This window comes from Paenochrobactrum pullorum (assembly GCF_041929845.1).
Taxonomy (GTDB): domain Bacteria; phylum Pseudomonadota; class Alphaproteobacteria; order Rhizobiales; family Rhizobiaceae; genus Paenochrobactrum; species Paenochrobactrum pullorum.
On the sequence record NZ_JBHEEH010000002.1, the window covers coordinates 292,880 to 306,032 of the forward strand.

The window sequence follows — 13,153 nt, forward strand, 5'->3', positions numbered from 1 at the left end:
TAAGATGCTTTCAGCACTCACTCCCCACCTCCTTGCGCCAAGGCGGCGCGGCCTGACCTAAGTATGCGGAGACGGCGAATAGCTTCAGTTATTCCTATATCGCTCGAAATGAGATAGTCGTAGCTCTCTATGATGGATGCTGCCATGTATCGCACTTCTTCGGCACTCCCATATCGCAAGCGCCACATTACCCCGCCATCATAAAATGATTGAGGGTTTACGATGGTGGCAATTGCACCATCTCCAAGCTCGATCTGTGCTGTCAGCTTCATCGTCCTGCCTCCATGGTCGGGGTGGCGGGTAAAGATGCAATCGCTTCTTTACGTTTTGTTGCCGCCGCAATTGCTTCCTCTTCGGTTTCGAAGGTCAATACCTCGTCGTCGTCATCGCTTGGATCAAGTGTAGGGGCGCGAAACACATATCTGCTATCGCCCCTGTAACTTGAGTGAACTAGGTGTATCGAATATTCAGGATGGTTTACGATTGCTTCGTAAGCTGTATCGCCATTATCATCCGGATCATTATCTCGGTAAAACCAGTCGGCGTTAGCGAAGCCTGCCTGTACTGGGTCGGCAGATGGGGCGCGGATGGCATCACGGGCATATGATTTTACAAGCTTCTCGTGAGTTTGCGCACTCATAGCGGGGTAGTATTCATAAAGCTCGTCTGGCAGCTCAGGTAGCCGCCCTTTAGATCCACGCACCGCCGCCACGTCAACGGGCTGCAAGTGAGGCAGGGCGGCGGTGATCATATTCCTCGCCACTTCTTCGATATCAGGCATATCAAGCCCTTGTCCGCACCCATCGCTGTAATGGTCAATTGCAGCCTGCACGGCTGCATCTGGTATCTGCATTGGGGTGGTCATTGTGAGTGCTCCTGTGGTTGAGCGGACACGTAAAGAGAACGGCGCGGCAATGGCTTCTTGGTCATTTCTGGCTTTGGAGATTTGCGACCGGCTAATTTTGATTTTGGTCTGATCGTTCCAATGTGTTTGCCGCGTACTGCTGCAACTTTGGCTTTCTCACGCACATCAGCTTGTGTTTTCTTGATGTGGCAGTGGCTATGAGCAGGGGCTAGATTGCTCTCACGGTTTTCACCACCATTGATCAAAGCAATCTTGTGATCTGCTTCCCATGTTTCAAAAGGCACTTTGATTTGAAGGTTGCAGCAATGGCAGATGCCTTTTGCACGATCGAAGATGCGTTGTGATACGCGGGGAGGGATTTTGCTATCGGGAGTTTTGCCAACCCATTCTGGTGTTGATCTTGCCATTACTGCCCCCACTCAAATTTGCCGTTGCGATATGGAATGCCGCGTTCAATCGTCATGATGATGGCTCTGACCTTGCAAAGCTCGCTCTGTAGGTGGCTGTATTTCTTTTTGTCGCGCTTAGCTTTTTCGATGGCGGCCGTTAGCTCGTTAGCCTTTTTATTAAGTGCCGGAAGAGGATTGTCTTGAATGCCAAACAGCTTGCGCAGTCTTGAGATAAGGAAATGCATTATCATGCGGCTGCCCTCGCTGTTTCACCACGGTTGACGCCAAGTAGCTTGTCTATTTCTTCTAAAACTGCCGTTTTGCTTTGTTGGAATTCTTGCTTTCCCATAGCCTTCATGCTCTGGCTTTGTGCTGTGTAAACCCGCACCACTGCCTCACGAACGGTAACAACCGCATGTTCATCCATTGGCTTAATGAAGGCTGCAACGCGGAGAGCGTCTGCCTTGCTGGCGCACACTATGGAGCGTTCATCTGCGTACCCGCATTTGACAAGCATCTTTTTTCTAAGATGTTCTGCACTCGGATATTCTGAAATCAATTCGTCCGGCAGTGTTCGCCATGCGTTTGTAATACTGGCGAAATAATGATTGTGCGTTGCTTCTGTGCGGTCATGGTGCTCAACCATTTTATAGGTTTCGCCAATGACGAATTGCTTATCCGCACGGGCTTCCCAATAAGGGGAGGAGGGAACCATCGCTTCACCGTCCCACTGCATCATGATAGGAGTGATGCTCATTCTGCTGCCTCCATCCTTGGTTCTTGTCCGTAAGAACGGATGCGCTCGATCAGCGCCGCTTTCTCATCGTTGAAGCGGTCAATTTCGTCGGACATGGTTTTGATATATTCCTCATCGCGATAGACGCGGACGATCAGCATCGGCAAGCGCGGCCAATAAGAAACGAAATCCCACCATTCACGCTCTGCAATCCATAAGTTGCCTTGCACTTGCGCTTTATGTTCTGGCGGAAGGCGGTTGCGCTCTAAGCGGTCAATCTGAATGCGTGGCAGTGCGGTTTTGATCTCTAAGCCGCCATCCGTACCGATAAGACTATCTGGGCTTGCGCCTTTTTCACCTTTGCGGATGAAGCCGACCTGATAAGGCTCAACTGAGTTGATAAAGGCGTAAGTCTCACGCGCTTCATCTTCCATCAGCTTGCCGCGTTCCATATGTGCGGATGAGAAGCTTTCCTCTATCTCACCGGTGATAATTTCACCGGCAAGTGTCCTCATATATTCAGAGCGTGTTTTACCTTCACCTTTTGCCATGACAGTTGAAAAGCGTGAGGCTGTCGGGATGCCAGCACGGGCGGCAAACCATTCAGGAGAGCCTTGCTCGATATCTTTGAATACCTGCATCATTGCCCCATCCGCTTCTTTTTTTCTTCAAGCAGATAAACAGCGGTTTCATAGTCAGCGGCCAAAATATCCGGCAGGGCTTCCACCTTGCCACGGTTGCAGAACTGCTCAATATCTGTGTCTGTTTCTTCGATCAGGCGGCGTATGTTTGCCAGCTGGTCATTGTTAATGCGCTCTTGGCTTCTGGCTGTTGGCTTGTTGCCGTCCAGATCATCGCCGGTGCTGATGTTAAACAGCATGCAAAGCAGGTAACGACGGCCATAGGTGGCTGTGCTTCCAAAGGCTTGAGTGCCGGTCTTGTTGACCTTGCCTTGTGAGCCAGCGCCATCAACTGGAATTTCGCCTACGCCATTGCGTGAGTGACCTTCTGCATGGGAAATTTCCCAAAGAATACGCAATTCACCGTTGCCGTTATAGCCGTCTGGTTGAAAAGACACTGCAAAGCCATGCTTATGAATGGTTGGCATTGCCTGTTCTTCAATTGCAGCCAGATCGGCATAGCGTGACTTAGTGTGGTCGTTGCCACGGTTCTTAATCACGACCGGCAATTCAGACTGGCATTTTGACATGGCGGCAAAATAAGCCTTCTTTGCCTGACGTTCTTCGTCTTCACGGGCGCGATCTTCCATGCGCTCTTTCATGTCGAGCATCTTTTCAAGGCGATCAAGCGGGATAGTCGGATCCATCGCAATGCGCTCGATCATAGAAATCATTGGCGTGTCGGAGTTACGGACTTGAGGTGATGTTTCAGTGTGGATTTCAAGTGCTGCGCTCATGCTGCAAGCTCCTTATTGTCGACTAAATCAAACGGGCTGATGCTGTACCAAAATCCTGCGGCTTCTAAGTGCCTCAGCGCTGCTTCAATGCCGTAGTTGATGCCTTGGCTAAACAGATCATCAGGGGCGGCGGCTCCGCCCTCTGCTTCAATGGTTCGGTATAATTCACGCAGTTTTTGATTTTCTGATGCATTCATGACAAATGCTCCGCCAAATTAAAAATGAAGTGATGAAGAGAGAGACAGCAATAAATGCTGCGAAATCTTGGAGGAGGCCTTTCATTATGCGACCTCCCGCATTTTCATCAGGCAATCTGAGCCGATGAATTGTGCTTCTTCTGGAGTGATGGTTATAGGTGCAGCAGCGAAGATGCGAATTTCCAGATATGCATCGCGCAAGCACTTGTTGAATTGGTAGCGACGGAATGGGAGCTTTTCGCCATATTCCTTGAGCCAGTCAGCTGACCATTTGCGGTAGCTTTCCCATGCCATTTTCATGGCTTTAGATTGGGTTGAATAATCGCGGGGACGCTTTGCAGGTCGCACTGCATTCGCGGCAGTAACCTTCTGTGCGCCTGTTAAATCTGTGTGTGCAATCTGCAAAGCTGAGGACATTTTCTAACTCCATCGTTTAGCGGATCGGCGGGTGCTTCTTCGCGCTGTTGATGTGGCTACATTACTAGTAATCTAGTGAGTGTGTCAACTAGTAAACTAGTTAAATTGTAGTGTTGTGCAAATGAAAAAAGAATCGGTGAGTTTTGAAAATGGAACTCGACAACATCACGAATCTTGGTATCTATGGACAAAAGGAGAACATTATGGGGGAATGTTTAAAGCCCGAATACAAAACGTTTACGCTGTATGTTCGCTGCGAGAACTGTATGCGTGAAAACATTATGGGCGTGGCAGTGCCTAAAGAAGATGGTTCGCCGACTGATGTTGATGAGCTTTTGGAAAGCGCAGTATTGAATAACCTGCCATTCAAATGCAGCAAATGCCCGAGCTTAATCGGGAAGGTAGTTGGGGCGGAAGAGGGGTCACGGAAGCGATGAGTAAACCAGTCACAACATTTATGATTATGCCGCCGCAAGAGCTGTCAGACGCTATTAAGGCATCAAAAGAACGGCTTGAAGCGCATCTTGCTGTGGAGTTCACCGGTTATGAATTTAAAGTTATTGAGCCTAATGAGGCTTTCGACGGGTTAGAATTTATAGTGCTACCGTTGATGAATTACATAGATGACAATGGGGATAGCAGATTGTGCGATAAGCCTGACAGCTATCTCCTTGAAGAGATTTATACGGTGTGCAGGGGCTTTAACCACTCCATCAAACAAGCAGTAGTGCATTAAAAACCCGCACTAGGCGGGTTCTGTAGGGGGTAATATAAAAGATCGGGGGCTGTTCGTGTTATTTTGTCACGACAGCATCAATGCCTGCTTGAGCGCATTCAGCATCTATCGCCCCAGTAGGCGCGCCACCAACGCCAATACCAGCCACTAAGGCATCCCCAACCTTGATAGGTAATCCGCCGCCTTGAATGACAAAGCGCTCATCCATGTCTCGCAATCCGTTATTAGCTGGATTTTCAGTAATGAACTGCGCTAAACCAGCGCTGTCACGCCCCATTGCGGCGGACGTAAATGCTTTTCCTTCTGCGCTGCTTCCAGTGTGAGGGCCGGATAAATCAGCTTTCAGCAATACTTTGGTTGAGCCATCACGCGCGACTACCGCGACACTTACATTATGCCCAAGAGTAGAGCATGCATCCAAGGCTGCCTGAGCCGCTTTAGTGGCTAGGTCAAGTGGTAGATACGCAGTTGTTGGAAGGTCTTGCGCATAGACATGGCTTGATGCGAGCAACACTGCAGATAACACTAGTAAACGCTTCATGAGAATCTCCGTTTATATAGAGGTGCTCATATAGTAAATCATAGTGAGTAGGTATAACCAAGCGCTTTCGGCTTAGTGCCGTGCAGGAGTTATTCGATCAACTGCGTTATGGCGAGCTCTCGAATTGTTCGATCAAGCTTCTGCTGATCCAGATCGCGACGGCGCTCGTACTCTTCGCGCTCCTTCTCATACTCCTCGCGTTCCTGCTCATACGTCTTTGGGTCTGGATTTGGGTGCCGCTTAATGAGTTCCAAATGTTGTGTGTGACGCTCAACGTCTTCTTTCAAAGCTTTAATACGGCTTTCAAGGTATTCGCGAATATGTGACATAAAACTATCTCCCCCAAAGTTATGCTTTTAAAACTCGATATCGTTTACCACGCGCCGCACGATAGCGATTACTTCAACGCTCATCCCGTTATCTGTATCGTGGTCGCGTTCAATAACAATTGGCTTATAGTTTGAATTGGTTGAGCGTGGCGCGAATATGGTTCGATCTTCGTATAGCTCAATCTGCTTGATCGACCACTCACGGGTATGACCGCCATCACGGCTGCGCTCGACAACTACGACCATACCATCACGTAACGGCACTTCATGCGCTACATCGCTATAAGCAACGCATACAGCTCTGTCGCCGGACAGGATAGGTCGAGGCCTCAGGTCATTCATGGAGTCGCCGGAGACGTTGAAGGCCATCTGGCGCGCATGTGGGAAGCGGCTATCGATAGGGAGTGATAACTCTTCAAAGTCAGACTGGTCGAATTCGTCAACCTCTCTGAAAGTTCCAGCTTCAACCGTACCGACGACCCGAACTGCAGATAACTTAACTCTCGTCAGTATATCATTTGCGCTTTCAACTGATCCGAAAGATGGATCTATTTCTGACACTGATACTCCTAAAGCTTCTGCAAGCTTAGGCAGGTTTTTTGTACTTTGATTTATGCCTCTCTCAAGCTGCGAGATCAGCTGCTGACTAACACCAGAAGCGGACGCAAGTGACCCTTGTGAGAATTTTTTCGCCTCTCTAAGGCGCTTGAGATTTTCAGCTATCGACATGGGGGTAGAATACCAGTTACCAACAAGGATTAAACACAAGTTTTCTAGTTGACTGATTTGAAAATAACTACTAGTTTACTAGTATGGTTACATTTCGGGATCACGTTTACGCAGCTGTAAAGCTGAAAGGTTCACAGCAAAAGCTTGCTGCAGCAATTGGTTGCTCGCAACAGCAGATATCATATCTGCTGAATACAGCTTCAAATATTTCAGTAGAGATGGCAGCTGCAATTGATCGGGCTACTAATGGGGCTGTCGCTAAGAGCGCATTAAGGCCTGACTTTTTCAAAAAACAAGGCCGCGCAGCATGAGCCACGCGACCCTGATATTCAATTTCATTTCACCGGCTTCCCCCGCCGGTGTTAAGGCCGAGACGATCACCCCCTCCTTTTTCATCGTCTCGGCCACTTATTCCCGTCTTTTGGCGGTGTATTCGTGCGTGTCTGGCTTTGTTCAGAACGCGCACAGCAATCTTACCCACTGGCTCCATTCATTGCCTCTCACTGTTTCGTTTGTCCGTCGCAAGGTCAAACGTAACGGAGAGGCTTTGCAATGTCCGACAAAGGTTTTGAAAGATCTGACAAAATGAATGTGGATTACATCAGTCATGCCCGAGGGATGTCTGAGTACATCCTGAACAGATCATATCGCGGTGCAGGGGATACGGTTGAAGCCGCCATGCACCGCGCTGAAAGAAAGTTTGGTGCGCCAGCAACATGGCTTCACCGCCTTAGATACCGAAACATCAAAGATATGCCTGTGTCTGCTTATGGGGCGATTGTTCGCGCCTATGAGCTTGCATGTCAGGCATCAGAGAAAGCCTACGCAGCCGAGAGGGAACGAGTTCATGCGCCTGATACGAAACTCATTGGGCTGGCTGATTTTGTGGTCGGCAAGGAAGGCGCGCGAGTTAGCCCAGAAACTTCGGGATTTCTGGTTGCGCCTGACGAAACGAAAGAAAACCCAAAATAACCGACAGGTAGAGGTCCACAAAAGGAGACAGGAATGACGCAGGAATTGAAAATGCCCCGTTATACTAAACCGGTTCTCTCCCGTCTCGAAGGGGGGGCAACCCTCGTTCGCGAAAACTCACAAGATGTGCGGGCTGTCGAAAAGGGCGGCGGGTATGTCTATTTCACCTTGCCGGATTGCCGCACGGTTCCCGTAATAGTCGGACGCTTTCTTGTCGAGAACGGTCTTGTCTCTCCATTGGGAGACGATCTGTTCGGTGGCTCGCAAACCTATCAGGTGGCGCATGACTGAACCCGTGAACCTTAGGACAATGAAAGTCATAGCAGAGGGAGAGGTTAATTCTCTTTCGGATTTCATGAGGCATCACCGCGCCAAAAGAACACGCGGTGAAGCATGGTTCATTCAGCAAGAGCAAATTTTGCAGCATCGTCGGCAGGTCGTGAAGATGATAAATGATGAAATCTCGCGCCGCCAAGAAAGTGAGGCAGCATGAAAACGGTTTTGATGCCTGTATATTCAGAAGAGCTTACTCTTTGGACTGCGTTTGAGGAAGCGAAGAAGCGTTCTGAGCGAACCGGATCATTTGCTGATGCAATTGAGGCTAAGCGCTGTTTGAAGGCATTTTACAGTTATCAGTGTCCGATCATTCAGAAAAACTTGGGTGCGATATGACGGCTGCACCTAATCAGTCAGATTTTGTTATTGAGCTTTAGCAAGAAGTGCTTGGGTCACTGATGCTTGGTGGTTTTGTTCGTGTTTCTTCTATGTTAGAGGCGCGGCATTTTGTTGAGCCTGTGCACCAGCATATCTATCAGGCTATCGCGTCCGCGTATGAGCGCTTCAATTCGGCTCGGCCTGATATTTTAATAAAGCTGATCCCCGAAGCTGTTGCCGAAACTTATAAACAAGCGACCGGTATTGGGATGGCGCGTTATATAGGGAGCCTTGCCACATCTGGGGTTCTCGGTTCTCCAAGTATTGAAAAGAGCGCCAAGCAGGTTATCGAGCAGTCTGCGCGTTTATCGCTAGCAGATCAGGCGCAAAGTTTAAGTGCTGCAGCGCGTGACCCTAATTCAAATCCGGCTGAACTTGTAACCAAAGCTGGTATTATTTTTGATGATATCGTTTCTGATCTTCGTCGTGGTTCAAAGCGTAAATCACAAGTCTCAGTGGCGAGCGCGGCCTCACAAGCGATTGCCGCGGCTGAATTGGCGATGGCATCCGGCACTGGCATTACGGGCATGTCTTGGGGGCTGGCGGATATCGATCATGTGACTGGTGGCATTCACAAGCGTGACCTGACGCTAATTGGCGCGCGTCCTTCAATGGGCAAGACTTCGGTTGCTATGTCTGTAGGTTGTAAGCTTGCTAAGCAGGGCTATGGCGTAGGCTTCATATCCCTTGAGATGGATGCTGAAAAGCTCGCTGCCCGTGCGGTCTCTGATTTGGCCTTTGATAGCAGCCTGAGAATTCCTTATCAGGACTTGGTCACAGGTCGTCTAACAATGGCTGACCTCAATGCTCTCAAACGCGTACAGGACGAAATGGACGGTCTGCCGCTACTGATTGAGGAGCAGTCCGGTCTTTCTATATCAGACGTGCGCGTTAAGCTTGAGGTTATGCTGGAAGCATCTGAGAAGGCAGGCCAAAGCTTTGACTGCCTGATGATTGATCATCTCGGCCTGATCCGCGCCAGTAATCGCTATTCGGGTAATCGCAATAATGAGATTGCGGAAATGACCAGTGCGCTGAAATCAATGGCGCGTGAATATGACATTTCAGTACTACTCTTATCGCAGCTTAACCGAGCAGTTGAACAGCAAGCCGATAAGCGGCCTCAATTGTCAGCCTTGCGCGACAGTGGCGCTATCGAGCAAGACGCGGACACAATCGTCTTTCTCTACCGCGAGGCTTACTACCTTGAGCGTGAAAAGCATGATGATGTTGATAAAGAAATAGCCCGTCAGGACAAGCTGGCTGAGGTTCAAAACAAACTTGAATTTCACATCGCAAAGCAGCGCAACGGGCCGGTCACGCAAATCGACCTGTTCATTGATGTCGCTTGCTCTGCTGTCAGAAACGCAGCGAGGTACGAAATATGAATGGCCTCCCATATTACAAGGCATATCCGCGTGATTTTATCGAAGGCACCATTGGAATGTCTTTTGAACTCAAGGCGGCCTATCGCCTTGTGCTTGACCTGATTTACATGCAAGGCGGCAACCTCCCAGATGATGCAAGATACATCTCCGGTCTGCTCGGTTGCACGGTACGCAAGTGGAATATCTTACGCGGCGAGCTTGTTTCTTTGGGCAAGATTGCTGTGAATGGCGAGTTTTTAACAAATGAACGCGCAATTATCGAGCTTGAAACTTTGAGAAAACTTCAAGTTAAACAATCGCAAAATCGTACCAATCCTAATAAAATCAATAACTTAAAATCACCACGGTTAAACCAATCAGAACCAGAACCAAAAGAAGCTAAAGCTTCTAACGCGCATGTGCATGAGGCTGATGCTGATCATTCTTCAAGGCAAAATATCGATCTGAAAGATTTAACGAGAAGATTGCTCGATGCGGCAGGGGATAAAATTCAACCACACGGTGCGCTTGTCGTTGGTGAAATGCTCGAGTTGATCAACAGCGGTGTTGATTTGGAAACGGACATTCTTCCGACAATCCGCACAGTTTCGGCCAGAATGCAGCGCCCAGCATCGAAGTGGACATATTTCATCGGAGCGATCCGCGAGGCTTACAACAAGCGCATCAGTGCCGGTGAGGGGCTGGCAAAGCCTGCGGGCGTGACTAGGCTTGATGTTTACGCTCTGCCTCAGGCTGAGCAGGAGCAGAAGTTGGCATTTTTCCTTGAGCAAGCAAGGCTGCATCGCCGCTGGAACCCAAGGCTTGGCGCGATGCCGTGGCAGGAAGGTTGCCGCATTCCTGAGCATCTTCTCAAGCCAGAGGACGGCAAAGGCTGGCAGATCATCGGGGCAGCAGCATGAGTGCACTCGATCTATTCCGGATGGGCTTCAACACCATCGAAATTGCAGCCGCTCTTGGAAGGGCCGAGTTTAAAGTTGAGCGCTTGATCCACACTGAAAGAACCCAACAAATTAACGATTACAAACGCCTGAGACAGGCGAGGAAATAAGGAAAGCCATGACCGACGATATCACAACAGAAACAGCCCAGACAGTAGCAGTAGGCCAGCTGCGCGCCTTCATCGAGCGCATTGAGCGTTTGGAGGCAGAGAAAAGCACTATCGGCGATGACATCAAGGAAGTTTACGCTGAACTGAAAGGCTCAGGCTTCGACAGTAAGGCTGTGCGCACAATCATCCGCCTTCGTAAGAAGGAAGAGCACGAACGTCAGGAAGAAGATGCAATGATCCAGCTCTACATGGATGCGCTTGGAATGGCATGACAGACAGATCCTTCCGTGACCGCATCAGGCAGAAAGCCAAAGCCAAGCAGATAAAGCATGAGCTGATGATTGCCAGTAAGGCGAGGATGGTCATCACGGAATATCTGCAAGGCAAAGACCCAAAAGAATGCATGGACGAACTAAAGCAATTGGCGAAGGGGTAAAACAGTGGCGGCATACAGCAAGGCACAGAAACTAAAAGCAAAGCGCGGTCGGCCAACCCTGCCTGCCGCAGAGCGTGAAGCCAATGGGCGCAAGTCCCGCCGTAAGTCTGCCGTAGTGCTCAGACTTGTTGAAACTGAAAAAGAGGTGAAGTCTGTGGCTGTAGCGAACCGTGTAAAAATGGGTATGACCAGCAAGGAAGCTGATAGCCAAGAGGCTGGCTCTGTTCTTGGCCGATTATATCTCAATAAGGGCAACGGCATCACAAAAGCACAGTATGATGCCGGTATGCTTATGGCGCAGGACTTTGCCAGATATTATGCACTGACTGGCATTCCATTCCCCAGCATTAAAGCCCATGACATTGGCCGCGTACGTGGGCGAAGCGAGGCGGACAACCAAGCCGCGATCAGAGCGGCCACTAACCGTGTCATGCTGATTGAGAAGGTTTTAGGGGAGGTTGATCACTCAGGTAAGCCAATCACATCAACCGCGAAAAAGGTTTGCGTATTGGACGAGGCAGACGGCATGCATCTGCCCCATATGGTTATCTATCTCAAACGTGGACTGACAGCATTAGTGAAGTTATATGGACTTTAGTATCTGAAAATCTTGCCCCGTTATTGCGGGGCGCTTTTCATCTAGATCGTTTTCGGTTTACATACGTAAAGAATAACGGCAATGGTGGAAATGTTGAGGGGGATTTGCTTACGCTTTGAGCCGCCGTTATCCCATAGTAATATTATGAGCTGTTTTTTATAAGGGCTAACGATAACCGAAAATGAGATTGCCAGATAATCCACTCGTCATGTTAGGCCCAACTATATTGATCGTGTTCGCGGGCTGTTTTTATCTATTCTGGATATCGGATAAGAGCCAGCGGCATCTTCTTTATTTTTCAATTTCGAGCTTATTATTTTGCATCGGATCACTGATGCAAATGCTTTGGATACCTCCATCCAGTGGGCCAAATGCCTTAATAACAGCATTTATCTACGCACTTAGCGTTCTAATGTTATGTGATGGTCTACTTAAACGAAATGGAGAGTTCTTAACAAAAAGGTTTTATGTTATTGTTTTAACGCTTATAGTGAGCGGGATTGCGTATTTCTTTTATGCTGATCGCAATCTTCTTATTCGAATTTATATTTTAAATTTTGGGTTCGGTATTGTGTTTTTATACACTTTATGGCGCTTGAATAAGTTTCAATTAAAAACTGTACCCGATCGATTTTTATTTTGGCTATTATTTGCATTCGCACTTCAGTTCTTTATACGGACAGGCCTTACAATAACCGGAATATCTTTGATTGATCCAAACATTGGAAGCAGTATCTTCTGGTTAGCTCTACAATATTCATTAGCTGTATTTGGCGTCTCATTGGCATTAGCATTATTGGCAGTAGTTGTGCACGATAAATTGGTGTTTTTAAAAAATGAGAGCGTTCTTGATCCTTTGACGGGCTTGCAGAACCGACGAGGATTTGACGATCAAGCAGGCGCTATTATTGAAAACCGTCATGATCGTGAAGTGGCGGTCTTACTGATCGATATCGATCACTTTAAGAGTATTAATGATACGTTTGGACACGCTTGCGGGGATGATGTTCTGCGAGAGGTCGGGTCAATATTGAAAGGCTTTGCGCATCCAGGCGACATCTACGCGCGCATCGGGGGAGAGGAGTTTATTATTCTGATATGTGATCGTAACTTGATTGAGGCTAAAGAGTGGGCAGAGCAAATCTGTACTTTGATTGAGGCACATAACTTCAAAATGATGCCAAATAGAAGAAAAGTTACGGTTAGCATTGGGGTGGCTTCAGCCCATGAAAATGAAAACTTATATGGTTTAATAAGCCGAGCTGATCGATGCCTTTATGCTGCTAAGAATGCAGGTCGCAACCGTGTAGTTATAGATCACAATGACGCTGATATAGACCGTGATTTGATTGCCGAGGCGAAAGTTATTTTAAATCGCCAACATTAAAACAAGAAGCGTTCTACGGGACGCTCTAATAAAGCTTTACGGCATATAAACAAGAACGTATCATGACTCATTAAAGAACTTGACGAGAACATGAATTAATGTCAGTCTACATATTATCGGGGTAATCCGATTTGAGGGCAGCTTTAAGGGCTGCCTTTTTGCATTATGCATTAATGTGGAAGAATTGAATTAATACGATTTACCAAGTCATCTAACTCAAATCTAATGGCTTCGATTTCTTTTTCGTGTTCTGA

Annotated in this window: 26 protein-coding genes; 14 read left to right on the top strand and 12 right to left on the bottom strand. The window is 48.1% G+C overall.

Annotated features, from left to right (window positions below; translation table 11 throughout):
- Window positions 1-17: 17 nt before the first annotated feature.
- The 9 genes from JNC77_RS07605 to JNC77_RS07645 all read right to left on the bottom strand — a co-directional run bounded on the left by JNC77_RS07605 (window position 18) and on the right by JNC77_RS07645 (window position 4,021).
- Entirely contained in the window at window positions 18-272 is a 255-nt protein-coding gene (locus JNC77_RS07605; RefSeq protein ID WP_374831059.1) for a hypothetical protein, read from the bottom strand.
- Window positions 269-865, bottom strand: a complete 597-nt coding sequence (locus tag JNC77_RS07610; protein WP_374831061.1) for a hypothetical protein — start codon at window positions 863-865, stop codon at window positions 269-271. The genes JNC77_RS07605 and JNC77_RS07610 overlap by 4 nt, the downstream gene beginning before the upstream one ends.
- Complete coding sequence (locus JNC77_RS07615) at window positions 862-1,272, bottom strand: HNH endonuclease (protein ID WP_374831063.1); 411 nt, start codon at window positions 1,270-1,272, stop codon at window positions 862-864. The genes JNC77_RS07610 and JNC77_RS07615 overlap by 4 nt, the downstream gene beginning before the upstream one ends.
- Window positions 1,272-1,499 carry a hypothetical protein gene (locus JNC77_RS07620; RefSeq protein ID WP_374831065.1) on the bottom strand — a complete coding sequence of 76 codons (228 nt, stop codon included), beginning with the start codon at window positions 1,497-1,499 and terminating at the stop codon, window positions 1,272-1,274. Before JNC77_RS07620 ends, JNC77_RS07615 begins: the two co-directional genes overlap by 1 nt.
- A 2-nt stretch (window positions 1,500-1,501) precedes the next feature.
- Window positions 1,502-2,011, bottom strand: a complete 510-nt coding sequence (locus tag JNC77_RS07625) for a hypothetical protein (protein ID WP_374831067.1) — start codon at window positions 2,009-2,011, stop codon at window positions 1,502-1,504.
- On the bottom strand, window positions 2,008-2,634 hold the full coding sequence (locus JNC77_RS07630) for a lambda exonuclease family protein (protein WP_374831069.1): 627 nt from the start codon (window positions 2,632-2,634) through the stop codon (window positions 2,008-2,010). The genes JNC77_RS07625 and JNC77_RS07630 overlap by 4 nt, the downstream gene beginning before the upstream one ends.
- Window positions 2,631-3,407, bottom strand: a complete 777-nt coding sequence (locus JNC77_RS07635; protein WP_374831071.1) for an ERF family protein — start codon at window positions 3,405-3,407, stop codon at window positions 2,631-2,633. Before JNC77_RS07635 ends, JNC77_RS07630 begins: the two co-directional genes overlap by 4 nt.
- Window positions 3,404-3,604 carry a hypothetical protein gene (locus JNC77_RS07640; RefSeq protein ID WP_374831073.1) on the bottom strand — a complete coding sequence of 67 codons (201 nt, stop codon included), beginning with the start codon at window positions 3,602-3,604 and terminating at the stop codon, window positions 3,404-3,406. The genes JNC77_RS07635 and JNC77_RS07640 overlap by 4 nt, the downstream gene beginning before the upstream one ends.
- A gap of 84 nt (window positions 3,605-3,688) precedes the next feature.
- A complete protein-coding gene (locus JNC77_RS07645; RefSeq protein WP_374831075.1) occupies window positions 3,689-4,021 on the bottom strand; it encodes a hypothetical protein in 333 nt (110 codons plus the stop codon).
- A 149-nt stretch (window positions 4,022-4,170) separates the two neighbouring features.
- Between JNC77_RS07645 and JNC77_RS07650 the strand changes: the two genes are divergently transcribed.
- Together JNC77_RS07650 and JNC77_RS07655 are read left to right on the top strand one after the other, a co-directional pair.
- Complete coding sequence (locus tag JNC77_RS07650) at window positions 4,171-4,458, top strand: hypothetical protein (protein ID WP_374831077.1); 288 nt, start codon at window positions 4,171-4,173, stop codon at window positions 4,456-4,458.
- On the top strand, window positions 4,455-4,757 hold the full coding sequence (locus tag JNC77_RS07655) for a hypothetical protein (RefSeq protein ID WP_374831079.1): 303 nt from the start codon (window positions 4,455-4,457) through the stop codon (window positions 4,755-4,757). The genes JNC77_RS07650 and JNC77_RS07655 overlap by 4 nt, the downstream gene beginning before the upstream one ends.
- 58 nt (window positions 4,758-4,815) lie before the next feature.
- Here the strand turns inward: JNC77_RS07655 and JNC77_RS07660 are convergent, their stop codons facing one another.
- The 3 genes from JNC77_RS07660 to JNC77_RS07670 form a co-directional block, all read right to left on the bottom strand.
- Entirely contained in the window at window positions 4,816-5,298 is a 483-nt protein-coding gene (locus JNC77_RS07660; RefSeq protein ID WP_374831081.1) for a GlcG/HbpS family heme-binding protein, read from the bottom strand.
- A gap of 89 nt (window positions 5,299-5,387) precedes the next feature.
- Window positions 5,388-5,627, bottom strand: coding sequence for a hypothetical protein (locus JNC77_RS07665; protein WP_374831083.1), 240 nt, complete (start codon window positions 5,625-5,627; stop codon window positions 5,388-5,390).
- Between the two features lie 27 nt (window positions 5,628-5,654).
- Window positions 5,655-6,356, bottom strand: coding sequence for a helix-turn-helix domain-containing protein (locus JNC77_RS07670; protein ID WP_374831085.1), 702 nt, complete (start codon window positions 6,354-6,356; stop codon window positions 5,655-5,657).
- An 83-nt stretch (window positions 6,357-6,439) separates the two neighbouring features.
- On the opposite strand from JNC77_RS07670, the gene JNC77_RS07675 reads away from it, so the two are divergent.
- The 12 genes from JNC77_RS07675 to JNC77_RS07730 all read left to right on the top strand — a co-directional run bounded on the left by JNC77_RS07675 (window position 6,440) and on the right by JNC77_RS07730 (window position 12,899).
- Complete coding sequence (locus tag JNC77_RS07675; RefSeq protein ID WP_374831087.1) at window positions 6,440-6,667, top strand: transcriptional regulator; 228 nt, start codon at window positions 6,440-6,442, stop codon at window positions 6,665-6,667.
- Window positions 6,664-6,945, top strand: a complete 282-nt coding sequence (locus tag JNC77_RS07680) for a hypothetical protein (RefSeq protein ID WP_374831089.1) — start codon at window positions 6,664-6,666, stop codon at window positions 6,943-6,945. Before JNC77_RS07675 ends, JNC77_RS07680 begins: the two co-directional genes overlap by 4 nt.
- On the top strand, window positions 6,909-7,328 hold the full coding sequence (locus JNC77_RS07685; RefSeq protein WP_374831091.1) for a hypothetical protein: 420 nt from the start codon (window positions 6,909-6,911) through the stop codon (window positions 7,326-7,328). Before JNC77_RS07680 ends, JNC77_RS07685 begins: the two co-directional genes overlap by 37 nt.
- Window positions 7,329-7,379: 51 nt before the next feature.
- Complete coding sequence (locus tag JNC77_RS07690; RefSeq protein ID WP_374831093.1) at window positions 7,380-7,619, top strand: hypothetical protein; 240 nt, start codon at window positions 7,380-7,382, stop codon at window positions 7,617-7,619.
- Window positions 7,612-7,821: a hypothetical protein gene (locus JNC77_RS07695; protein WP_374831095.1), complete on the top strand. Its 210-nt coding sequence runs from the start codon at window positions 7,612-7,614 to the stop codon at window positions 7,819-7,821. Before JNC77_RS07690 ends, JNC77_RS07695 begins: the two co-directional genes overlap by 8 nt.
- Before the next feature lie 226 nt (window positions 7,822-8,047).
- Window positions 8,048-9,430 carry a replicative DNA helicase gene (locus JNC77_RS07700; protein WP_374831097.1) on the top strand — a complete coding sequence of 461 codons (1,383 nt, stop codon included), beginning with the start codon at window positions 8,048-8,050 and terminating at the stop codon, window positions 9,428-9,430.
- The gene (locus JNC77_RS07705) at window positions 9,427-10,329 is read left to right on the top strand and encodes a DUF1376 domain-containing protein (protein WP_374831099.1); all 903 of its coding nucleotides are present in this window, start codon (window positions 9,427-9,429) and stop codon (window positions 10,327-10,329) included. The genes JNC77_RS07700 and JNC77_RS07705 overlap by 4 nt, the downstream gene beginning before the upstream one ends.
- The gene (locus JNC77_RS07710; RefSeq protein WP_374831101.1) at window positions 10,326-10,478 is read left to right on the top strand and encodes a hypothetical protein; all 153 of its coding nucleotides are present in this window, start codon (window positions 10,326-10,328) and stop codon (window positions 10,476-10,478) included. The genes JNC77_RS07705 and JNC77_RS07710 overlap by 4 nt, the downstream gene beginning before the upstream one ends.
- Window positions 10,479-10,486: 8 nt before the next feature.
- A complete protein-coding gene (locus JNC77_RS07715; RefSeq protein WP_374831103.1) occupies window positions 10,487-10,750 on the top strand; it encodes a DUF2312 domain-containing protein in 264 nt (87 codons plus the stop codon).
- Window positions 10,747-10,914 carry a hypothetical protein gene (locus tag JNC77_RS07720; RefSeq protein WP_374831105.1) on the top strand — a complete coding sequence of 56 codons (168 nt, stop codon included), beginning with the start codon at window positions 10,747-10,749 and terminating at the stop codon, window positions 10,912-10,914. Before JNC77_RS07715 ends, JNC77_RS07720 begins: the two co-directional genes overlap by 4 nt.
- 4 nt (window positions 10,915-10,918) lie before the next feature.
- A complete protein-coding gene (locus JNC77_RS07725; RefSeq protein ID WP_374831107.1) occupies window positions 10,919-11,512 on the top strand; it encodes a hypothetical protein in 594 nt (197 codons plus the stop codon).
- Between the two features lie 334 nt (window positions 11,513-11,846).
- A complete protein-coding gene (locus tag JNC77_RS07730) occupies window positions 11,847-12,899 on the top strand; it encodes a GGDEF domain-containing protein (protein ID WP_374831109.1) in 1,053 nt (350 codons plus the stop codon).
- Window positions 12,900-13,153: the final 254 nt, after the last annotated feature.

Coding starts and splice junctions, on each gene's coding strand:
- JNC77_RS07605 (WP_374831059.1), bottom strand. CDS start 272: ATGAAGCTGACAGCACAGATCGAGCTTGGAGATGGTGCAATTGCCACC.
- JNC77_RS07610 (WP_374831061.1), bottom strand. CDS start 865: ATGACCACCCCAATGCAGATACCAGATGCAGCCGTGCAGGCTGCAATT.
- JNC77_RS07615 (WP_374831063.1), bottom strand. CDS start 1,272: ATGGCAAGATCAACACCAGAATGGGTTGGCAAAACTCCCGATAGCAAA.
- JNC77_RS07620 (WP_374831065.1), bottom strand. CDS start 1,499: ATGCATTTCCTTATCTCAAGACTGCGCAAGCTGTTTGGCATTCAAGAC.
- JNC77_RS07625 (WP_374831067.1), bottom strand. CDS start 2,011: ATGAGCATCACTCCTATCATGATGCAGTGGGACGGTGAAGCGATGGTT.
- JNC77_RS07630 (WP_374831069.1), bottom strand. CDS start 2,634: ATGATGCAGGTATTCAAAGATATCGAGCAAGGCTCTCCTGAATGGTTT.
- JNC77_RS07635 (WP_374831071.1), bottom strand. CDS start 3,407: ATGAGCGCAGCACTTGAAATCCACACTGAAACATCACCTCAAGTCCGT.
- JNC77_RS07640 (WP_374831073.1), bottom strand. CDS start 3,604: ATGAATGCATCAGAAAATCAAAAACTGCGTGAATTATACCGAACCATT.
- JNC77_RS07645 (WP_374831075.1), bottom strand. CDS start 4,021: ATGTCCTCAGCTTTGCAGATTGCACACACAGATTTAACAGGCGCACAG.
- JNC77_RS07650 (WP_374831077.1), top strand. CDS start 4,171: ATGGAACTCGACAACATCACGAATCTTGGTATCTATGGACAAAAGGAG.
- JNC77_RS07655 (WP_374831079.1), top strand. CDS start 4,455: ATGAGTAAACCAGTCACAACATTTATGATTATGCCGCCGCAAGAGCTG.
- JNC77_RS07660 (WP_374831081.1), bottom strand. CDS start 5,298: ATGAAGCGTTTACTAGTGTTATCTGCAGTGTTGCTCGCATCAAGCCAT.
- JNC77_RS07665 (WP_374831083.1), bottom strand. CDS start 5,627: ATGTCACATATTCGCGAATACCTTGAAAGCCGTATTAAAGCTTTGAAA.
- JNC77_RS07670 (WP_374831085.1), bottom strand. CDS start 6,356: ATGTCGATAGCTGAAAATCTCAAGCGCCTTAGAGAGGCGAAAAAATTC.
- JNC77_RS07675 (WP_374831087.1), top strand. CDS start 6,440: ATGGTTACATTTCGGGATCACGTTTACGCAGCTGTAAAGCTGAAAGGT.
- JNC77_RS07680 (WP_374831089.1), top strand. CDS start 6,664: ATGAGCCACGCGACCCTGATATTCAATTTCATTTCACCGGCTTCCCCC.
- JNC77_RS07685 (WP_374831091.1), top strand. CDS start 6,909: ATGTCCGACAAAGGTTTTGAAAGATCTGACAAAATGAATGTGGATTAC.
- JNC77_RS07690 (WP_374831093.1), top strand. CDS start 7,380: ATGCCCCGTTATACTAAACCGGTTCTCTCCCGTCTCGAAGGGGGGGCA.
- JNC77_RS07695 (WP_374831095.1), top strand. CDS start 7,612: ATGACTGAACCCGTGAACCTTAGGACAATGAAAGTCATAGCAGAGGGA.
- JNC77_RS07705 (WP_374831099.1), top strand. CDS start 9,427: ATGAATGGCCTCCCATATTACAAGGCATATCCGCGTGATTTTATCGAA.
- JNC77_RS07710 (WP_374831101.1), top strand. CDS start 10,326: ATGAGTGCACTCGATCTATTCCGGATGGGCTTCAACACCATCGAAATT.
- JNC77_RS07715 (WP_374831103.1), top strand. CDS start 10,487: ATGACCGACGATATCACAACAGAAACAGCCCAGACAGTAGCAGTAGGC.
- JNC77_RS07720 (WP_374831105.1), top strand. CDS start 10,747: ATGACAGACAGATCCTTCCGTGACCGCATCAGGCAGAAAGCCAAAGCC.
- JNC77_RS07730 (WP_374831109.1), top strand. CDS start 11,847: ATGCAAATGCTTTGGATACCTCCATCCAGTGGGCCAAATGCCTTAATA.